At 39.3% G+C, this 19,012-nt stretch carries 23 protein-coding genes; 22 read left to right on the top strand and 1 reads right to left on the bottom strand.

Features of this window, described 5'->3' with window-relative positions; all coding sequences use genetic code 11:
• The first annotated feature begins 228 nt into the window (after positions 1-228).
• The 10 genes from J7E66_RS11260 (at position 229) to rsmI (ending at position 7,340) form a co-directional block, all read left to right on the top strand.
• Positions 229-447, top strand: coding sequence for a sigma factor G inhibitor Gin (locus J7E66_RS11260; protein WP_215000078.1), 219 nt, complete (start codon positions 229-231; stop codon positions 445-447).
• 144 nt (positions 448-591) lie between these two features.
• Positions 592-2,031 carry an aminotransferase class I/II-fold pyridoxal phosphate-dependent enzyme gene (locus J7E66_RS11255; RefSeq protein WP_215000076.1) on the top strand — a complete coding sequence of 480 codons (1,440 nt, stop codon included), beginning with the start codon at positions 592-594 and terminating at the stop codon, positions 2,029-2,031.
• Positions 2,032-2,063: 32 nt separating this feature from the next.
• On the top strand, positions 2,064-2,699 hold the full coding sequence (gene tmk, locus J7E66_RS11250) for a dTMP kinase (protein WP_214717325.1): 636 nt from the start codon (positions 2,064-2,066) through the stop codon (positions 2,697-2,699).
• A 127-nt stretch (positions 2,700-2,826) separates the two neighbouring features.
• A complete protein-coding gene (locus J7E66_RS11245) occupies positions 2,827-3,156 on the top strand; it encodes a cyclic-di-AMP receptor (RefSeq protein ID WP_215000074.1) in 330 nt (109 codons plus the stop codon).
• 46 nt (positions 3,157-3,202) lie between these two features.
• Positions 3,203-4,210 carry a DNA polymerase III subunit delta' gene (holB, locus tag J7E66_RS11240; protein ID WP_215000073.1) on the top strand — a complete coding sequence of 336 codons (1,008 nt, stop codon included), beginning with the start codon at positions 3,203-3,205 and terminating at the stop codon, positions 4,208-4,210.
• Positions 4,203-5,030 carry a PSP1 domain-containing protein gene (locus tag J7E66_RS11235; protein ID WP_088084910.1) on the top strand — a complete coding sequence of 276 codons (828 nt, stop codon included), beginning with the start codon at positions 4,203-4,205 and terminating at the stop codon, positions 5,028-5,030. Before holB ends, J7E66_RS11235 begins: the two co-directional genes overlap by 8 nt.
• Before the next feature lie 13 nt (positions 5,031-5,043).
• Positions 5,044-5,415: a DNA replication initiation control protein YabA gene (yabA, locus tag J7E66_RS11230; protein ID WP_168241447.1), complete on the top strand. Its 372-nt coding sequence runs from the start codon at positions 5,044-5,046 to the stop codon at positions 5,413-5,415.
• Between the two features lie 48 nt (positions 5,416-5,463).
• A complete protein-coding gene (locus J7E66_RS11225) occupies positions 5,464-6,213 on the top strand; it encodes a tRNA1(Val) (adenine(37)-N6)-methyltransferase (protein ID WP_215000071.1) in 750 nt (249 codons plus the stop codon).
• Complete coding sequence (locus J7E66_RS11220) at positions 6,203-6,490, top strand: GIY-YIG nuclease family protein (RefSeq protein ID WP_215000069.1); 288 nt, start codon at positions 6,203-6,205, stop codon at positions 6,488-6,490. The genes J7E66_RS11225 and J7E66_RS11220 overlap by 11 nt, the downstream gene beginning before the upstream one ends.
• Positions 6,468-7,340 (top strand): 16S rRNA (cytidine(1402)-2'-O)-methyltransferase, encoded by an 873-nt coding sequence (gene rsmI, locus J7E66_RS11215; RefSeq protein WP_215000067.1) that lies wholly within the window; start codon positions 6,468-6,470, stop codon positions 7,338-7,340. Before J7E66_RS11220 ends, rsmI begins: the two co-directional genes overlap by 23 nt.
• Positions 7,341-7,431: 91 nt before the next feature.
• Here rsmI and J7E66_RS11210 read toward each other — a convergent pair whose 3' ends face one another.
• Positions 7,432-7,722, bottom strand: a complete 291-nt coding sequence (locus J7E66_RS11210) for a transition state genes transcriptional regulator AbrB (protein ID WP_176525588.1) — start codon at positions 7,720-7,722, stop codon at positions 7,432-7,434.
• 478 nt (positions 7,723-8,200) lie between these two features.
• Between J7E66_RS11210 and metG the strand changes: the two genes are divergently transcribed.
• From metG to spoVG, 12 genes are all read left to right on the top strand, one after another.
• A complete protein-coding gene (gene metG / locus J7E66_RS11205; RefSeq protein WP_215000065.1) occupies positions 8,201-10,168 on the top strand; it encodes a methionine--tRNA ligase in 1,968 nt (655 codons plus the stop codon).
• 185 nt (positions 10,169-10,353) lie between these two features.
• Complete coding sequence (locus J7E66_RS11200; RefSeq protein WP_215000063.1) at positions 10,354-11,121, top strand: TatD family hydrolase; 768 nt, start codon at positions 10,354-10,356, stop codon at positions 11,119-11,121.
• Between the two features lie 235 nt (positions 11,122-11,356).
• A complete protein-coding gene (locus tag J7E66_RS11195; RefSeq protein ID WP_215000061.1) occupies positions 11,357-12,538 on the top strand; it encodes a G5 and 3D domain-containing protein in 1,182 nt (393 codons plus the stop codon).
• A gap of 211 nt (positions 12,539-12,749) precedes the next feature.
• Positions 12,750-13,310 (top strand): ribonuclease M5, encoded by a 561-nt coding sequence (gene rnmV / locus J7E66_RS11190; protein ID WP_215000059.1) that lies wholly within the window; start codon positions 12,750-12,752, stop codon positions 13,308-13,310.
• On the top strand, positions 13,303-14,181 hold the full coding sequence (gene rsmA, locus J7E66_RS11185) for a 16S rRNA (adenine(1518)-N(6)/adenine(1519)-N(6))-dimethyltransferase RsmA (RefSeq protein WP_215000057.1): 879 nt from the start codon (positions 13,303-13,305) through the stop codon (positions 14,179-14,181). The genes rnmV and rsmA overlap by 8 nt, the downstream gene beginning before the upstream one ends.
• Positions 14,182-14,289: 108 nt before the next feature.
• Positions 14,290-15,174 carry a sporulation peptidase YabG gene (yabG, locus tag J7E66_RS11180; protein ID WP_215000082.1) on the top strand — a complete coding sequence of 295 codons (885 nt, stop codon included), beginning with the start codon at positions 14,290-14,292 and terminating at the stop codon, positions 15,172-15,174.
• 208 nt (positions 15,175-15,382) lie between these two features.
• Positions 15,383-15,646 carry a biofilm formation stimulator Veg gene (gene veg / locus J7E66_RS11175; RefSeq protein ID WP_066249244.1) on the top strand — a complete coding sequence of 88 codons (264 nt, stop codon included), beginning with the start codon at positions 15,383-15,385 and terminating at the stop codon, positions 15,644-15,646.
• A gap of 122 nt (positions 15,647-15,768) precedes the next feature.
• Positions 15,769-15,954, top strand: coding sequence for a small, acid-soluble spore protein, alpha/beta type (locus J7E66_RS11170; protein ID WP_168241456.1), 186 nt, complete (start codon positions 15,769-15,771; stop codon positions 15,952-15,954).
• Between the two features lie 275 nt (positions 15,955-16,229).
• Positions 16,230-17,099, top strand: a complete 870-nt coding sequence (gene ispE, locus J7E66_RS11165) for a 4-(cytidine 5'-diphospho)-2-C-methyl-D-erythritol kinase (protein WP_215000055.1) — start codon at positions 16,230-16,232, stop codon at positions 17,097-17,099.
• Between the two features lie 56 nt (positions 17,100-17,155).
• Positions 17,156-17,983, top strand: coding sequence for a pur operon repressor (purR, locus tag J7E66_RS11160; protein ID WP_215000053.1), 828 nt, complete (start codon positions 17,156-17,158; stop codon positions 17,981-17,983).
• A gap of 199 nt (positions 17,984-18,182) precedes the next feature.
• The gene (locus tag J7E66_RS11155; protein ID WP_215000051.1) at positions 18,183-18,557 is read left to right on the top strand and encodes a RidA family protein; all 375 of its coding nucleotides are present in this window, start codon (positions 18,183-18,185) and stop codon (positions 18,555-18,557) included.
• A 153-nt stretch (positions 18,558-18,710) separates the two neighbouring features.
• On the top strand, positions 18,711-19,001 hold the full coding sequence (gene spoVG, locus J7E66_RS11150; protein WP_003347151.1) for a septation regulator SpoVG: 291 nt from the start codon (positions 18,711-18,713) through the stop codon (positions 18,999-19,001).
• The last annotated feature ends 11 nt before the right edge of the window (positions 19,002-19,012 follow it).

Here is a 19,012-nt window from a genome sequence, read left to right as displayed (position 1 = left end):
AGAGTAGGACGTTGCCAGGCACATCTAAGACAACCTGAAAAGGTTGTTTTTTTGTTTGTCATCTGTAAGGACAAAGACAATAGTAAAAAAGTACGAAGTGTTTTCAAAGAAATTACAAATAGACATACACCCAATTGCAAATTGTTACATAATATATTAATTAAGATGACGGGAAAAGATTATTCGAAAAATTGTATACAAATAGGCGCGTAAGGGCAGAATGGATGTATGGAGGTGGAGGGATTGAGTTCATTATTAGCACAGAAGTATCATGAGGAAACGTGCGTTATTTGTGAAAACCAAAAACCAATAGGCATACATCTATACACTTCATTTATTTGTACAGAATGCGAAAATGATTTAATACAAACAGATACAAAGGATCCAAAATATAAATACTTTCTCAAACAACTGAAAAAAATAACCACACCAGAAATTTTTTCATAAAAGTCCATTATGGGCTTATTTTTTTGCATTCATATGAGATTGGGCACTGATTTTTTGTTAGAATGAAGTGAAACTTCCAGCAGTGGGGGGTTCTTGCCTGCTAATATGGCTGGATAAACGAAGCTCATAGAAGGAAGTAAACAAATGAATAATCAATTAAAAACACCTTTGTATGATGTGTTAATCGACCATGTCAAAAAGAACCCTATTTCCTTTCATGTCCCTGGACATAAATATGGTACTATAAATCAACCAGAAGCAAATCGCTATTTTAAGCAGATTTTACAAATTGATGCGACGGAGTTATCGGGTTTAGACGATCTGCATTCGCCAGAAGGGGCAATATTAGAGGCTGAATCACTATTAGCTAGCCTATATCAAACCAAAAAGAGTTATTTCCTTGTGAATGGCTCAACCGTAGGGAATCTAGCAATGATTATGGCATCCTGCTCAGAAGGAACAAATGTTCTTGTTCAAAGAAATTGCCATAAATCCGTTTTAAATGGACTTAGCTTGGCAAAAGCTGACCCCGTGTTTCTCGAGCCTGAATTTGACCAGGAGTGGAAAGTCCCTTCTGGTATACGTATAGATACGGTTAAAGAAGCTATTAACTTATATCCGGATGCAAAAGCACTCATTTTGAGTTATCCGAACTACTATGGAATGGGATATGATTTACAAGAAATAATCAAAGAAGCACATCTGCATGATATCCCTGTGTTAGTGGATGAGGCACATGGACCACATTTTATCCTGGGAGCTCCTTTCCCGCCCTCAGCCCTTCAATTGGGTGCAGATGTTGTGGTTCAATCAGCACATAAGACGCTCCCCGCGATGACGATGGGATCCTTTTTACATGTGAATAGTCAGTTGGTTAATGGCAATAAGGTAAAGGAATACTTAGCCATGTTCCAATCAAGCAGCCCGTCCTATCCGATTATGGCATCCTTGGACCTGTCCAGAAATTATTTAGCTACATATAAACCCAACGATTTAACCTTTCTTTTGAATGAAATTCAACGCTTTAAAGAGATGTTGGCGGAAATTCCGGCAATCCGGGTGTTAGAATACCCAAATGCTAACGGCGATCCTTTAAAATTAACTATCCAGTCCCGCTCAGGGTTAAATGGCTTTGAGCTCCAAAGAAGATTAGAAGAGGTATCCATTTATACAGAATTAGCCGATCCAAATAATGTGCTCTTTATTCTTCCTTTGTTAAAAGAAGGACAAAGCTTTCCTTTGGAAGAAGCGGTTCTGGAAATTAAGAAGGCGCTAGCTGGTTTACCTTTATATGATGCTGAAGAGGTGTTTGAGGTGGCTAGTCAAAAAATCTCAACGTTAGCGATCCCTTTTAAAGAAATGGGTAATTTAATGGTAAAAGAGGTAGATTTAACTGCAGTGATAGGTGAGGTATGCGCCGAAACGATTATTCCATACCCCCCGGGTATTCCCTTGCTGATGAAGGGTGAAAGGATAACAAAAGATAAACTCAGTCAACTCGCCAGCCTGTTAAAATCAGGAGCTAGATTTCAAGGCGGTGCACGATTAAAAGATGGTCTTATAAAGACCTTTTATACAGCTTAAGAGATAGATACAGTTTTGGAGGTTTTATTTAAATGGATAAAGGAATATTTATAACATTTGAGGGCCCGGATGGCGCGGGAAAGTCAACAATTATTAACATGGTAGCCCAGCAGCTTGGAAACGTACTCCTAACGCGAGAACCAGGCGGGATTGATATCGCTGAACAGATTCGTGCCGTGATTTTAGATAAAGAAAATACTGCGATGGACCCGCGGACAGAAGCCTTACTCTATGCTGCTGCAAGAAGGCAGCATTTGATAGAAAAGGTGAAACCAGCTTTAGCAGAGGGGAAAATCGTGTTGTGCGACCGGTTTGTTGATAGTTCTTTGGCTTACCAAGGCTATGCACGCGGGTTAGGAATTGATGAAGTTTTTGCAATCAACCAATTTGCGATTGAAAATTTGATGCCTGAGTTAACCATCTACTTTGATATCGAACCAGAGTTAGGCTTAAAGCGGATCAACAAAAATAAAGGCAGAGAGATTAATCGATTGGATTTAGAAAACCTGGAATTCCACCAAAAGGTTAGCACAGGATATCATCTATTAATCGAACGCTTTCCAGATAGAATTCAGTCTATTGATGCTTCCGGCACAGTGGAAGAGGTTTTTCAAGAAACCCTAAAAATAATAGTAGAAAAATTAGCAAAAAGGAAGCCTTCCCTGTAAGGCTTTTTTTTATCCTAAAATAAATATGTAGCCTTCCCTGCCATTACGAATGTAAGGAACTCTGTTACCTGTTATAATATAGGAAACAACAAAACTAGAATGGGATAAAAAAGAGAGGGTGGTTCGGATGAAACTGATCATAGCTGTTGTACAGGACCAGGATAGCAACCGGTTATCAAAGGCACTAGTAGATAACAATTTTAGGGCAACAAAACTAGCGAGTACAGGTGGATTTCTGAAGTCAGGTAACACGACCTTTATGATTGGTACTGAGGATATTCGCGTGGACCGGGCCCTCCAAATTATTAAGGACAACTGCAGATCCAGAGAACAGTTAGTTGCCCCTGTTTCACCGATGGGTGGAAATGCAGACTCGTATGTCCCATATCCCGTTGAAGTTGAGGTTGGCGGGGCAACCGTATTTGTCCTTCCAATTGAGCATTACATGCATTTTTAAGCCTAGTGAATGTCGGTTAATTTTATAAAGTAAGAGAGTGATGAGCTTGGTAAAATCATGGGAACAGCTAGAAGAGCTTCAGCCAACTGTGTTAAACATGTTAAAAAACAGTTTAGTGAAAAATCGAGTGGCCCATGCGTACCTTCTTGAGGGTATTAGAGGGACAGGTAAGCGGGAAATTGCGTTGTTACTAACGAAGTCCCTATTTTGCGAGTCCATCATTGATCGTTATAAACCTTGTGAAGAATGCAATAATTGTCGTCGAATCAATCATAGCAACCATCCTGATGTTCATATTGTGGAGCCGGATGGATTATCCATTAAGGTTGACCAAATCAGAAGCCTGCAGGTTGAGTTTTCCAAAAAGGGATTAGAATCTTTGAAAAAGGTTTATTTGCTTATCCATGCAGATAAAATGAGTGTCAGTGCATCCAATAGTTTACTGAAGTTTTTAGAAGAACCTAATCCCGGGACAGTTGCCTTTCTATTAACAGAACAGCCGCAGAAAATTCTACCAACGATCCTTTCGAGGTGCCAAATACTAACATTTCATCCATTATCACCTTTAGTTATGATTAAACAATTGGTGGAAAACGGCGTAGAACCGCTAAAGGCTCCGTTACTTGCTCAATTGACCAATAGCTTGGATGAGGCACATAAATTAAATGTCGATGAATGGTTTGCACAAGCTCAAAAAATAGTGGTAAAATTATATGAGGTGTTGAAAAAAAATCCGTTGGAGGCTATGGTAACGCTTCAGACTGAATGGTTTCCACACTTTAAAGATAAAGAACAAATTCACCGTGGTTTAGACCTTTTACTTCTTATTTTTAAGGATTTACTATATATACAATTAGATAGGCAGGAGCAAGTTGTTTTTCGAGAGGAAAATGAACGGCTGCAACAATTTGCACTGCAAACATCTGGACGGCGCATATCGGATCAAATGTCAGCTATTCTTGATGCAAAAAGAAAGCTTGAGAGGAATATGAATCCTCAGCTGATGATGGAACAGCTTGTGTTAAAATTGCAGGAGGGATCTTCATTTGTATGATGTTGTAGGAGTACGCTTTAAAAAGGCGGGGAAAATCTATTATTTTGATCCAGGGGACCTCTCTATAGAAAAAGATGACTTTGTGATTGTCGAAACAGTTCGTGGAGTTGAGTATGGTAAAGCAGTCATCGCTCGCAAACAGGTGGAGGAGCATGATGTTGTCCTTCCACTAAAAAAAGTGGTGAGAATTGCCGACCCGAAGGATCGAATGATTGTTGAAGAGAATAAGCAAGCCGCAAAGGAAGCTTATGAAGTTTGTAATGAAAAAGTGAATGAGCATCAACTGGATATGAAACTAGTCGATGTAGAATATACATTTGATCGAAATAAAGTCATCTTCTACTTTACGGCTGATGGAAGAGTTGATTTCCGTGAGCTTGTGAAGGATTTAGCAGCTATTTTTAGGACGAGAATTGAATTACGCCAAATTGGTGTCCGCGATGAAGCGAAGATGCTTGGTGGTATCGGTCCCTGTGGGAGAATGTTATGCTGTTCGACCTTTTTAGGGGATTTCGATCCAGTTTCGATAAAAATGGCGAAGGATCAGAACCTTTCACTGAATCCTACAAAAATATCTGGATTATGCGGCAGGCTGATGTGTTGTTTAAAATATGAAAATGATGAATATGAATCTGCTAAAGCATTGCTGCCGGATTTAGGGGAATTCATTGAAACACCACAGGGTAGAGGAAAAGTAGTAGGATTAAATATATTAGAGCGGGTACTGCAGGTTGAACTAAAGGAACAGGATCGAGTTCTGGAGTATACCTTGGAGGAAATCAATAAAGAAGGTGCCTTTTCTATACAATCCACAGATTAACGAGGTGGAAGACGTGGATAAAAAAGAAATATTTGAATCAGTAAGTAATATGGAAACACAAATTGGCCATCTTTACCAGCAGCTGGGGGAATTAAAGCAGCATTTAGCCGAAATACTAGAAGAGAATCATTATTTAAAGCTTGAAAATGAACATTTGAGACGCCGTTTAGATGTAACGACTGAAGCGGAAAAAAAGGTAACAGAGAATAAAAAGGGGGCAGTCCTGCCCGAGTCTCCGGGGGTAAAGCCATTTGATGTTGGGGAAGGATATGATAACCTCGCCCGACTCTATCAAGAAGGGTTTCATATCTGTAACCTTCATTTTGGAAGTTTACGCAAGGAAGGCGATTGTTTATTCTGTCTTTCCTTTCTTAATAAGAAATAACCTTAAGAGGCTGACAAAAATCAGCCTCTATTTTCATACATTTAGGGGATGGATAATTTGGTTAACTTGAAGGAAGATGAACGGTTAGATTATTTATTAGCGGAAAACTTAAGGATTATCCAAAGTCCGTCTGTTTTTGCCTTTTCCCTTGATGCCGTTTTACTTGCAAGATTTGTATATGTTCCGATTCAAAAAGGGAACTTAATTGACCTCTGCAGCGGGAATGGTGTCATCCCTTTATTTTTAAGTGCACGAACAAAGGGCCAGATTACTGGTGTTGAAATACAGGAACGGCTTTACGATATGGCGGTAAGAAGCATTGAATATAATGGACTAGAACCCCGACTGCAAATGATTCATGGTGATATCAAGGATATGCCAAAACAGCTGGGCCATGGGCAATTTGATGTCGTCACTTGCAATCCCCCGTATTTTACAACGCCGTCAAAGGAAGAGATGAATCCCAATGAACATCTAGCGATTGCCCGTCATGAAATTCTTTGTACACTAGAGGATGCGGTCAAGGCTTCAAGTCAATTGGCTAAACAAGGCGGCAAGGTGGCTTTTGTACACCGACCGGGGCGACTGCTGGATATCATTACATTGATGAGACAATATCGGCTTGAACCCAAACGGATTCAATTTGTCTATCCGAAGAAGGGGAAAGAGGCTAATACGCTTTTAATTGAGGCAATTAAGGATGGCAGTCCGGATATAAAAATTTCTCCCCCGTTATTTGTTTATAATGATAACAATGAGTATACACCAGAAATTAGAGAGATTTTATATGGAGAATAGCGATCACTATTTTTATGTTCTTACCTGTAAGGACGGTAGTTTATATGGTGGATATACGAATAATCTTGAACGCCGGATTAAGCTTCATAATGAAGGAAAAGGGGCAAAATATACGCGGGGCAGAGGTCCGGTCGAACTTACATACTATAGAAGCTATGAAAATAAAGGGGACGCGCTGAGGGCAGAATACTCCTTTAAGCAATTAAGCAGGAAGAAAAAAGATGAATTTTTAATGAAAGAAACAGGTGATATGTATGTGGCAGCAAAAAAGCTTTGAGAATGAAGCTACGAAAGGGATTTTATATCTTATTCCCACACCAATTGGCAATTTAGAAGATATGAGCTTCCGTGCGATTCGACTATTAAAAGAGGCAGACTTAATTGCTGCAGAAGATACAAGAAATACAAAGAAGCTTTGTAATTACTTTGAAATTGGAACACCTGTTGTAAGTTATCACGAACACAATAAAGATACGAGCGGCGATAAATTGATTCAAAAAGTAAAGGAAGGGTTAAAGATTGCGCTGGTAAGTGATGCGGGTATGCCTGCCATTTCAGATCCAGGTTATGAGCTGGTCGCAGCGGCCATTGAAGAAAAGGTAACAGTCGTTCCGTTACCAGGTGCAAATGCTGCCCTAACATCATTAATTGCTTCCGGTTTAGTGTGCCAGCCCTTTTACTTTTTTGGTTTTTTGAATCGAAACAAGAAAGAAAAGCGGGCGGAGTTAGAACACTTAAAGTGGCAGTCAGCTACGTTAATCTTTTATGAATCACCACATCGCCTTAAAGAAACGCTTTCGATTATGTCAGATGTCCTCGGTAACCGGAAGATCGCAATTTGCAGGGAGTTAACAAAAAAGTATGAGGAATTTATTCGCGGATCGATCGAAGAAGTAATTGCTTGGACCACGCAGGATGAAATCCGCGGAGAGTTTTGCTTAATTGTTGAGGGGACGGATCAGCAACAAGAGGAAGAACCAAGCTGGTGGCACAATTTAACGCTTGAAGAACATGTAAATCATTATATTTCTGAAAAAAATATCCCTTCGAAGGAAGCGATCAAACTAACAGCGAAAGATCGTGACATAAATAAAAGAGAAGTGTATCAGGCCTATCATGTCGAATAGATAGAGCTTAAGTGGGATACACCGCTGAACGTTTGTTTCCAATTTCAAATAAAAAAAGCTCCAGCACTAATTGAAGTGCCGGAGCTTTCTATTATTTTACTAATTCAAAGTTGTTTTGGATTTCTTGTAATAACTGTTCTGCACCTTCACGGCTAAGAATCAATTTACCGCCAGCAAGAGTTAAATTATCATCAGATACTTCTCCTGTAACTTGGCAAGTCATATTTGGCTTATATTTCTTTAAGATAATACGCTCATCGTCAACGTAAATTTCAAGAGCATCTTTTTCAGCGATACCAAGAGTACGTCTTAATTCGATTGGAATAACCACACGGCCTAACTCATCAACTTTACGAACAATACCAGTAGATTTCATTTTTATGATCTCCTCTCACATTTGCACTTATTTTTCTCTATCTATTTATTCGTCATTATTCGACAAAATTTTCATAACTTAATAATACAAGAAATTCCCATATCCGTCAATAATTTTTATTTTGAAAAATAATAGTAAATTTATTCAATTAAGGTGATCGTTGATTTAACAACGTTATTTCTGAAAATTACCTATATTTAGCAGTGAATAATGCTATTGGATTGTTGATAAAACAACTGTTCAATTCGATATTTCTTCGACAAACTTCAACATAAATTGATGCGATTGAACTATATATCCTTCGCAGGAATTGAAGCCTTTATGGGTGTAATAGGAAAATATGAAAAAATAAAGGAATCAGGTAAAAGAGCGCCTCCTTGCACAAAAGTTGGTTTTTCGGTATATTTTGAGGATAGAAGCGGGAAAAAAGAGGCAATAATGGTTAAATAGAGCTTTGGACTCGCAAACTAGCGGAGGGATTAAGATGGAGAATAAATTAAAGACTTTTTACCTAACGACACCGATTTACTATCCAAGCGGCAATTTACATATTGGGCATGCTTATACAACTGTTGCAGGTGATGCAATGGCCCGTTATAAGCGGATGCGCGGCTATGATGTTATGTACTTAACTGGAACGGATGAGCATGGGCAGAAAATTCAAAGGAAAGCTGAAGAAGCAGGGATTACTCCGCAGCAGTATGTTGATGAAATTGTCGATGGAATTAAAGAATTATGGAAAAGACTCGACATTTCTTATGATGATTTTATCCGAACAACGGATGAAAGACATAAACAAGTCGTTGAAAAGATGTTTGCGAGACTGCTTGAACAAGGTGATATTTATCTCGATCAGTATGAAGGCTGGTACTGTACACCATGTGAATCCTTTTATACCGACCGTCAGCTAACGAATGGAAATTGTCCGGATTGTGGCCGTCCGGTGGAAAAGGTTAAAGAAGAATCATACTTTTTTAGAATGAGTAAATATGTAGATCGTCTTTTGCAGTACTACGAGGAAAATCCCGATTTCATCCAACCGGAATCTCGAAAAAATGAAATGATTAATAACTTTATCAAACCTGGCCTGGAGGATCTTGCTGTTTCAAGGACAACGTTTGATTGGGGGATCAAGGTGCCGGGGAATCCAAGGCATGTTATTTATGTTTGGATTGATGCCCTTTCCAACTATATTACGGCACTTGGTTATGGAACAGATAATGATGCAAAATATTTAAATTACTGGCCAGCTGATGTTCACTTAATGAGTAAGGAAATTGTACGTTTCCACACCATCTATTGGCCAATTATGCTAATGGCATTAGATATTCCACTGCCCAAAAAGGTATTTGCCCATGGCTGGCTGTTGATGAAGGATGGAAAAATGTCCAAATCGAAAGGGAATGTGGTTGACCCTGTCACCTTAATTGATCGCTATGGTCTGGATGCGCTCCGCTATTATTTATTAAGAGAAGTTCCGTTTGGGGCGGATGGCGTCTTTACACCAGAAGGATTTGTCGAAAGAATCAATTTCGACCTAGCCAATGATTTAGGTAATCTTTTAAATCGTACGGTCGCAATGATTGAAAAATATTTCAACGGTGTTATACCTGATTATTCCGGCTCTATTGGGGAATTTGATGCATCACTGCTGCAAGTTAACCAGGATACAGTTAATGTATACGAAGATGTAATGGAGAAGATGGAGTTTTCAGTAGCGTTATCTACAATTTGGCTGCTAGTCAGCCGTACCAATAAATATATTGATGAAACAAAACCATGGGCTTTAGCGAAGGATGAGGCGAATCGCGAGGTACTTGCTAGTGTAATGGCTCATCTGGCCGAATCCTTACGAAGAATTGCGATTTTACTGCAGCCATTCCTAACACGTACACCGAATTCCATCTTTACGCAGTTGGGTATTCAGGATGAGAGCCTTAAAACATGGGAAAGCCTCACTGATTTTGGTGTCATACCAAGCGGAACAAAGGTAGAAAAGGATGCACCGATATTTCCAAGACTTGAAATTGCTGAGGAAGTAGAATTTATTAAGACGAAAATGCAGGGTTCTGCTCCAGCAGTTGAAGAAGAGAAGGAAGTAAAGCCAGAAGAAAAACCTGAGGAAATCGACGAAATTGCGATTGACGATTTTATGAAAATTGATTTGAGGGTAGCCGAAGTTGTTCAAGCAGAGCCTATTAAAAAGGCGGATAAATTGCTTAAGCTTCAGCTTGATTTAGGGTATGAAAAGCGTCAGGTCGTTTCTGGAATTGCTCAATATTATAAGCCGGAAGAATTAGTTGGTCGAAAGGTCATTTGTATTACCAACCTAAAACCAGTTAAACTTCGTGGTGAACTTTCACAGGGAATGATCCTAGCAGGTTCAAAAGATGGTCAACTTTCGCTTGCAACCGTCGATCAAACATTACCGAATGGTTCCAAGGTGAAATAAACGTTAATAACTTTACAAGAAAAGCGCCTGCACAAGGCGCTTTTCAATGTTACACGTGGAACATTTTTCGAGACATTTCTTTTTATTACTTGGTTATTGTTGAATATTGGCATTTCTAACGCGAATAAGAAAATGTTAGCGAAAAATAAAATTCTTTTTGAAAAAAATGGTGAAGGAGCAAAACTATGCTATTTGATACCCATGTACATTTAAATGATGACCAATATAACGAAGATTTAGAAGAAGTAATCTCTAGGGCTCAAAGTGAGGGAGTCACTAATATGGTTGTGGTCGGGTTTGACCGCAAGACCATTCTAAAGGCGATGGAATTAGCTGATAGCTATGATTTTATCTTTGCCTGCATTGGGTGGCATCCCGTTGATGCGATCGACATGACCGAGGCGGATTTAAGATGGATAGAGGAATTAACTGCCCATCCAAAGGTAGTAGCCATCGGTGAAATGGGCTTGGATTATCATTGGGACAAATCTCCAAAGGATATTCAGAAGGAAGTTTTTCGAAAACAAATCAGACTTGCTAAAAAGGTTAATCTTCCAATCGTGATTCATAATCGCGAAGCAACAGCTGATATTGTGGAAATTTTAAAGGAAGAAGGAGCGGAAGAAGTAGGCGGGATTATGCATTGCTTTAGCGGCAGCCCTGAAGTAGCGAAGGAATGCGTGAAAATGAACTTTTATATTTCTCTTGGAGGCCCTGTAACTTTCAAAAATGCCAAAAAGCCGAAAGAAGTAGCTGCTGAAATTCCACTCGATAAACTATTAATAGAAACAGATTGCCCATATTTGGCTCCCCATCCCTACCGAGGGAAAAGAAATGAGCCTAGTTATGTAAAATTAGTAGCTGAACAAATTGCCGAAATAAAAGGATTGACAATCGAAGAAGTGGCGGAAGCAACGACACGAAATGCTAAAAAATTATTCGCCATAAAATGATAGGGGATTTTGTCGAAGCTGGTGGAAGCTTGTCTTATATTTTAGCGATAACAAAAAGTTCTACATGTCTCCTTTTCTACATAGGATAACCGTGTCGATAAGTTTATCTTTGCAATTTTCTCAACTTTGTGCATAATTAGAAATACCTTCGCACAGTATGCAAAGATTAACAGCCGACAGCATGGTTCATTAATCTCTCTAAGAAAAGGAGGCGTTTTTCATCGTATTCAAAAACATGAAAAACCTGTTTTCCAAGTCTTTGAGCCGGAAGACATTGACCATTGCTTTTGCTAGTTTCGTAGTTTTGCTAACAACTCTTGGTATTCTTTTTTACGAAGGATCAAAGAAAACTGTTGCCATCACTCTTAACGATCAGCAAAAGGTCGTGAAAACACATGCAGATACCATCAAAGAATTATTAGATGAAATGGATGTATCCACCCGCTCACAAGACTATTTGCAACCTAAGGCGAATGCAAAGGTGAAGGACCACCTGAAAGTCGTATGGAAGCAAGCTAACCAGGTTCACATTGTCAAGGACAACGAGAAAAAAACGATCTGGACGACAGCTGATACAGTGGCTGAACTCCTAAAAGAGCAGAAAATTGTTTTGAGCAAACATGACCAAATCTCACCAAGACCGCAAGCGGCAATACAAGATAAGATGAAGATTGGAATAAAAGAAGCATTTCATCTTACATATGTTGACGGCGGTAAAAAGCAACAAGTTTGGGCCACTTCGGCTACGGTCGCTGACTTTTTATCACAACAGGGAATTCAGTTAAACACACTAGACCGAGTTGAACCGTCATTAACAGAAACCATCTCAGATAATGGTGTTGTTAACGTCATTCGAGTAGAAAAAGTCACCGATGTAGTGGAAGAACCTGTTCAATTTGCTGTAGTAACCAAAAAGGATGAAAGTTTAGAAAAAGGCAAAGAAAAGACGATTACCGAAGGCAAGCACGGTCGCGTTTCTAAACAATATGAAGTCCTGGTTGAAAATGGCAAAGAAGTAACTAGAAAATTAATTAGTGAGCAGAAGATTGCAGAAAAGCAAGATAAAGTTGTGGCTGTCGGAACGAAGGATTTATCGTTACAAGTTTCACGTGGTGCAGATGAGTCGGGACAGGAGTTCTACGTTACTGCAACTGCTTATACAGCGTATTGTAATGGCTGTTCAGGTAGAACAGCAACGGGACTTAATCTCCGTGCTAACCCGAACATGAAGGTAATTGCCGTTGACCCAAGGGTTATTCCGCTGGGGACAAAGGTGTATGTTGAAGGCTACGGCTATGCTGTAGCAGCTGACACAGGAGGGGCAATTAAAGGATATATCATTGATTTATTCATGCCATCTAATCAGGATTGCTACCGCTGGGGACGCAAAAAAGTAAAGATTAAAATTTTAAATTAGTTTACAATTTGCAGAGGGTCCTATCCTCTGCATTTTGCTTTTTTCATAAATTTCTTTATACTAACATCGAATACATATTGATAAAATGCTTCATCTTTATTTTACTTTATTGTATGAATGGATTCAATAATATAGACGATGTATATTACAAAAATGTTTCAAGTTTTTTTCATTTTTTATTTTTTTTATTACGGAGGCTCACACTTTTAAAATGAAGATTAAAGAAATTATAGTTGTGGAAGGTAAAGACGATACTACAGCGATTAAACGGGCAATCAATGCAGATACAATTGAAACAAATGGTTCAGCTGTAAATGAAACCACCATTGAAAAAGTAAGGCGTGCTCAACAGTCCCGAGGAGTAATTATTTTTACGGATCCTGATTTTCCTGGTGAAAAAATTAGAAAGACGATCGCTGAGGCTGTTCCTGGTTGTAAACACGCATTTTTAACGAAGGAAGCAGCTATGGGAAAAGCAGGGGAAAGCCTCGGTGTGGAACATGCCAGTCCTGAAGCCATCCAAGAGGCGCTTAAGGATGCCCAGACCATGCATGAAACGTTTACAGAGGAAATAACGCAAGAGGACCTACTTACAGCTGGCCTTATCGGTGGTGAAGGGGCTAAAGAAAGAAGAATCATGTTGGGGAAAATTTTAAAAATTGGTTATACCAATGGAAAACAGCTTCATAAGCGCTTAAATGTATTCCAAATCAGTAAGCAGGAATTCTCTGAAGCACTAAGGGTTGTAAGTCAGGAGGAACTACATGAATAAAGATATAGCTACACCGGTAAGGACAAAAGATATTCTTAAAAAATACGGATTTTCATTTAAAAAGAGCCTTGGTCAAAACTTTTTAATTGATACAAATATCTTGAAAAAGATTGTTAGCTTTGCGAATTTAACAGAAGATTCTGGTGCGATTGAAATCGGACCAGGAATTGGTGCGCTTACTGAGCAGTTGGCCCGCACAAGTAAAAAGGTCGTCGCTTTCGAGATCGATCAACGTTTATTACCAATCTTAAATGATACCCTATCACCCTATCCCAATGTAAAAATTATACATAACGATGTATTAGAGGCAGATGTGGCTGAAGTCATTAGAGAAGAATTTAATGATATGGACGATATCATGGTGGTTGCTAATTTACCTTATTATGTTACAACGCCGATTATCATGAAGCTTCTTGAAGAACATTTGCCTATTCGCGGGATCGTGTGTATGCTCCAAAAAGAGGTGGCAGACCGGATTTCTGCACGGCCAGGGACGAAGGACTATGGCTCTCTTTCAATCGCTGTTCAGTATTATACAGAGGCAGAAACAGTGATGATCGTTCCAAAAACGGTTTTTGTGCCGCAGCCGAATGTGGATTCTGCCGTCATCAGGTTAACCAGGAGGGAACATCCCGCTGTTACGGTTACAGATGAAACATTCTTTTTTCAAGTGACCAGGGCCAGCTTTGCACAACGAAGAAAAACCCTGCTTAATAACTTAACAAGCCAGCTGCCCGAGGGAAAGCAAAAGAAAGAAGACATCCTCTACGCCTTAAGTGCAAGCGGAATCGATCCTGCTAGAAGAGGGGAGACCCTTTCCTTAGAGGAATTTGGCCGCTTAAGCGAAGAATTATATCCGTTTTTCCACTAGACCCTTTTTAAAGGGTCTATTTTTTTCACAATAAAGCAAAGGTTTGCATAGCCTATGAGAGAAACTTTATTTAAAGGCCCTTTTGCTGGTCTTATTGGAGTGACGGCAGTGGATATAAAATTAATGGATATTGTCGGCAGGCGTTCGTATAATTGTGACATTCTATTTCGCGTGATAGATGTTCGAAAAATAAACGACCAGAAATTTGCAGTACTATATGGAGAAGACTTTCGCCTTGTGGCAGACGCACCATACGAAGATTTGGTCGTCATCGACGATAATCAAAGAGTCAGATTGAAGAATGAATACCGGACGCTAGAGGAACAGTCTTTTAAGCTGTTTAAACAGGATGTTGAATTAATCAAGAACCGTCAGGAATATGAAGCGACCGGAGGATATGTAAAACCAAGTAATTATTTTCAAATGCCTGGGAAGGTTCTCCATCTGGATGGTGATCCATCCTATTTGAAGAAATGTATGACACTGTATGAAAAAGTGGGAATCCCTGTTTTAGGTATACACTGTAATGAAAAAGAGATGCCAGAAAAAATAGGTGAATTGATTGATTTATATCGCCCAGATATTCTTGTTATTACAGGACATGACGCGTATTCAAAGGCAAAAGGAAAAATGACGGATATTAATGCATATCGCCATTCCAAACATTTTGTCCAAACGGTCAAGGAAGCACGAAAAAAGATTCCCCACTTAGATCAGTTGGTTATTTTTGCAGGAGCATGTCAATCGCACTTTGAATCATTGATTCATGCTGGGGCAAATTATGCCAGTTCGCCCTCAAGAATTAACATCCACGCCCTCGACCCAGTCTATATTGTCGCCAAAATCAGTTTTACACCTTTTATGGAAAGAATTAATGTCTGGGACGTGTTAAAGAACACATTAACAGGTGAAAAGGGACTTGGAGGAATTGAAACAAGAGGAGTGTTACGAACGGGAATGCCTTATCGGCCAATCCAAGAAGAGAATGAATAAGCCTTTGCTGTCCGATAAGGCTTATTTTTTTTATTTCTGAGCCGATACATATTCCCATGCAAATAAGGTAACGATAAAAATGTTGAAATTTAGAAGAAAAAGTAGAATAAAAAATATTGACAATCTTTTTGTTTGACTGATATAATTTATGTTTTTGTTTGACATGACTATGTCAGTGTGTTATACTTTACACAGTGAGGTGGACCGAATGCCAAAAACCTTAGCCGATATTAAAAAGGCTCTTGACACAAATTTAGGGAAAAGATTACTGCTTAAAGCCAACGGAGGACGCAGAAAGACGATTGAACGTTCCGGTGTTTTAGCTGAAACTTATCCATCTGTTTTTGTTATTGAATTAGATCAGGATGAAAACTCATTTGAACGTGTTTCTTACAGCTATGCAGATGTATTAACAGAAACAGTTCAAATTACTTTCTACGAAGATGCATCAGGACATTTAGCCTTAAATTAGAATATAAGCAATACACAGCAGTAAACATTTGTTTACTGCTTTTTGCTATTTTAAAACAGTTTCATGAAAACTCTATATCTATCCCATACTAACAATGCTGTAGTATGAAGGGGGTTGTTTAGATGGGCAGAAGAAGAGGGATTATGTCCAGTCGCTTTAAAGAGGAGCTTGCGAAAGAGCTTGGCTTTTATGATGTCGTTCAAAAAGAAGGATGGGGCGGTATCAAGGCAAAGGATGCAGGGAATATGGTTAAGCGTGCCGTTGAACTTGCACAAGAACATTTGGCTAATCAGGGTCCTAGAGTTTAACTTATAAATAAGTCACTTCCGCTTTTGATATTAATCAATCACATACTTCAGCGAGACCAGAGGACAATCTCCTCTGGCTTTCTTTTTCTCCAATTTTTGACCCTTTTCTTATAAATCTAATAATAAAATATGAAATTTGATAGGATTTATCATATCTCACGTCTTAGTTTTATCATTTTGTGGTAAAATAGGACAAAATGTGGATTTCCGGACTAAGAAAAGTGGAAGCGCCCGTTTAGCGCTGGAACTGGACAATAAAGAAGTAGGTGGACGTAGTGAAGCTTTTAGTAAAAGCCCCGGCCAAAATAAATTTAGCATTAGATGTTTTACACAAACGATCAGACGGTTTTCATGAGGTGGAGATGATTATGACCACAATTGATTTGGCTGACCGGGTTGAATTATCGTTATTAAACGATGATAAAATACATATTCATTCTCACAATCGCTATGTCCCTGATGACCAGCGTAACTTAGCCTTTCAAGCTGCACAGCTCTTGAAGGATCGATTTAATGTAAAAAAAGGTGTGCTGATTTCGATTGAAAAAACGATTCCCGTTGCGGCTGGACTTGCGGGGGGAAGCAGTGATGCTGCTGCCACTTTAAGAGGTTTAAATAAACTCTGGAATCTCGGTTTAACAATGGATGAATTGGCCGAACTAGGAAGCGAAATTGGATCAGATGTTTCATTTTGTGTCTATGGAGGTACTGCCTTGGCAAAGGGCAGAGGGGAAATGATTACCGAATTACCTGCCTCGCCGACATGTTGGGTGATCCTTGCGAAGCCCTTTATTGGGGTTTCAACAGCTGAAGTATACCGAAGACTAGATACCAATAAAATGGCCCATCCAAACATTCGGGGAATGATTGAAGCGATAAATGAACATGATTACCAAAAGGTATGTACAAACGTGGGGAATGTTTTAGAAGATGTTACCTTAAACCTTCACCCTGAAGTTGCATTAATAAAAGAACAAATGAAGCGTTTTGGTGCAGATGCCGTATTAATGAGCGGCAGCGGTCCAACTGTTTTTGGAATTGTTCAGCATGATTCAAGAATGCATCGAATTTATAATGGATTAAGAGGATTCTGTGACCAAGTATTTGCGGTCCGCATGTTAGGGGAACGGCACTCACTTGATTAAAAACGTACGAAAATGGTATTCTATAATTAGAATATTCGTGTTTTTGGGGGCATGTTATGAAATTTCGCCGCAGTGAACGTTTGATTGATATGACAAATTATTTACTAGATCATCCTCGGCAACTAGTTCCGCTAACTTTTTTTGCAGATCGTTATTCATCTGCGAAATCATCGATTAGTGAAGATTTGGGTATTATCAAAGAGACGTTTGAAAAAAGAGGAATTGGGACCATACAAACAGTGCCAGGGGCTTCAGGCGGGGTAAAGTTCTTTGTAAAAGTAAGTCAAGAAGCAGCAGCACCTTTTATCAATGAATTGTGTGAATTAATTGCTAAACCTGACAGGCTCTTACCTGGTGGATATTTATATTTAACTGATATATTAGGGAATCCTCAAGTAGTGCAAAACGCGGGCCGCATTATTGCCTCTGCCTATACAGATGCAAAAATTGACGTGGTCATGACCGTTGCTACAAAAGGAATTCCTCTTGCCTATGCTGTAGCAAGTCAGTTGAATGTTCCAGTTGTCATCGTCCGAAGAGATAGTAAAGTAACGGAGGGACCGACAGTAAGTATTAATTATGTGTCCGGTTCAACCAAAAGAATCCAAACCATGGTCCTTTCAAAACGGAGCATGAAACAGGATTCACGGGTCCTTATTGTCGATGATTTTATGAAGGCTGGCGGAACTGTCATGGGAATGATCAGCATGCTTGAAGAATTTAATGGGCATCTGGCTGGAATTGCAGTTTTAGTAGAGGCAGAAAAAATTCAGGAGCGTTTAGTCGATGAATATATTTCCCTCGTCCAGTTATCTGATGTAAATGTGAAAGAAAAAAAAATTAATGTTCAAGCTGGAAATTACTTTAATAAATGGCTGTGTTAGTAATTATTGTTGATTTTCTAACCCTGTTGATTGGAGCAGAAGGCACGAGACTCCTGTGGGACTAGCAGGTCAGGGTGAGACCCCACAGGCGCGAATGCGCCGAGGAGGCTCACCGACCGCCCGCGGAAAGCGAAGTGCCTGGAGCGGAAATCAACAGGCAAGTTTAACACAGCCTAATAAATAGATGGAGGGAATTAGGATGAAAACAGTTCAAACAAATCAAGCACCGGCGGCTATTGGCCCATACTCGCAAGGAATTACCGTAAATAATATGTTCTATAGCTCAGGGCAAATTCCATTAACAGCTGATGGAGACTTGGTAACAGGCGATATTAAAGAACAAGCTCACCAAGTTTTTCAAAATTTACAGGCAGTTTTAACAGCTGCTGGTGCGTCTTTTGAAACAGTCGTTAAGACAACTGTATTTATTAAAAATATGGATGATTTCGCTTCACTAAACGAGGTATATGGTGAATATTTCTCGATCCATAAACCCGCTCGTTCGTGTGTCGAGGTTGCCCGCTTACCAAAAGATGTTTTAGTTGAAATTGAAGTTGTCGCACTGGTTAAATAATTTAGTTAATTTCTGTTAATTTACTCCTGTGTTTACAATTGTTCACTAATTTGCCCTAAATTTTCTAAAATATTTTGAATATAAAGAAGGATTTCTGAAAAAGTTGTTGAATTTAATTACTTAGCTTTTTAAATCAGAAAAGGGTGTGAGCACATGGAAGTAACTGACGTAAGATTACGCCGAGTTAATACGGATGGACGCATGAGAGCGATTGCATCAATCACTTTGGACAATGAGTTTGTTGTTCATGACATTCGTGTTATTGACGGGAACAACGGTTTATTTGTAGCTATGCCAAGCAAACGTACTCCAGATGGAGAATTTCGTGACATTGCGCATCCAATTAATTCAGGAACGCGCGGTAAAATCCAAGAAGCTGTTTTGGCTGAGTACCACCGTCTAGGTGAATTAGAAGTAGAATTTGAAGAAGCCGGAGCTTCCTAAGGATTTTTACA

It is taken from the genome of Bacillus sp. ISL-7 (genome assembly GCF_018613065.1).
This window is presented reverse-complemented; position numbering and strand designations above follow the sequence as displayed.

Bases quoted from the DNA above. Each gene is read 5' to 3' on its own strand.
- purR (WP_215000053.1), top strand. From the start codon at position 17,156: ATGAAATTTCGCCGCAGTGAACGTTTGATTGATATGACAAATTATTTA.
- rsmI (WP_215000067.1), top strand. From the start codon at position 6,468: ATGTGGCAGCAAAAAAGCTTTGAGAATGAAGCTACGAAAGGGATTTTA.
- J7E66_RS11255 (WP_215000076.1), top strand. From the start codon at position 592: ATGAATAATCAATTAAAAACACCTTTGTATGATGTGTTAATCGACCAT.
- J7E66_RS11220 (WP_215000069.1), top strand. From the start codon at position 6,203: ATGGAGAATAGCGATCACTATTTTTATGTTCTTACCTGTAAGGACGGT.
- veg (WP_066249244.1), top strand. From the start codon at position 15,383: ATGCCAAAAACCTTAGCCGATATTAAAAAGGCTCTTGACACAAATTTA.
- J7E66_RS11195 (WP_215000061.1), top strand. From the start codon at position 11,357: ATGAAAAACCTGTTTTCCAAGTCTTTGAGCCGGAAGACATTGACCATT.
- rsmA (WP_215000057.1), top strand. From the start codon at position 13,303: ATGAATAAAGATATAGCTACACCGGTAAGGACAAAAGATATTCTTAAA.
- rnmV (WP_215000059.1), top strand. From the start codon at position 12,750: ATGAAGATTAAAGAAATTATAGTTGTGGAAGGTAAAGACGATACTACA.
- J7E66_RS11200 (WP_215000063.1), top strand. From the start codon at position 10,354: ATGCTATTTGATACCCATGTACATTTAAATGATGACCAATATAACGAA.
- J7E66_RS11260 (WP_215000078.1), top strand. From the start codon at position 229: ATGGAGGTGGAGGGATTGAGTTCATTATTAGCACAGAAGTATCATGAG.
- J7E66_RS11170 (WP_168241456.1), top strand. From the start codon at position 15,769: ATGGGCAGAAGAAGAGGGATTATGTCCAGTCGCTTTAAAGAGGAGCTT.
- spoVG (WP_003347151.1), top strand. From the start codon at position 18,711: ATGGAAGTAACTGACGTAAGATTACGCCGAGTTAATACGGATGGACGC.
- J7E66_RS11225 (WP_215000071.1), top strand. From the start codon at position 5,464: ATGGATAATTTGGTTAACTTGAAGGAAGATGAACGGTTAGATTATTTA.
- metG (WP_215000065.1), top strand. From the start codon at position 8,201: ATGGAGAATAAATTAAAGACTTTTTACCTAACGACACCGATTTACTAT.
- tmk (WP_214717325.1), top strand. From the start codon at position 2,064: ATGGATAAAGGAATATTTATAACATTTGAGGGCCCGGATGGCGCGGGA.
- J7E66_RS11245 (WP_215000074.1), top strand. From the start codon at position 2,827: ATGAAACTGATCATAGCTGTTGTACAGGACCAGGATAGCAACCGGTTA.
- J7E66_RS11155 (WP_215000051.1), top strand. From the start codon at position 18,183: ATGAAAACAGTTCAAACAAATCAAGCACCGGCGGCTATTGGCCCATAC.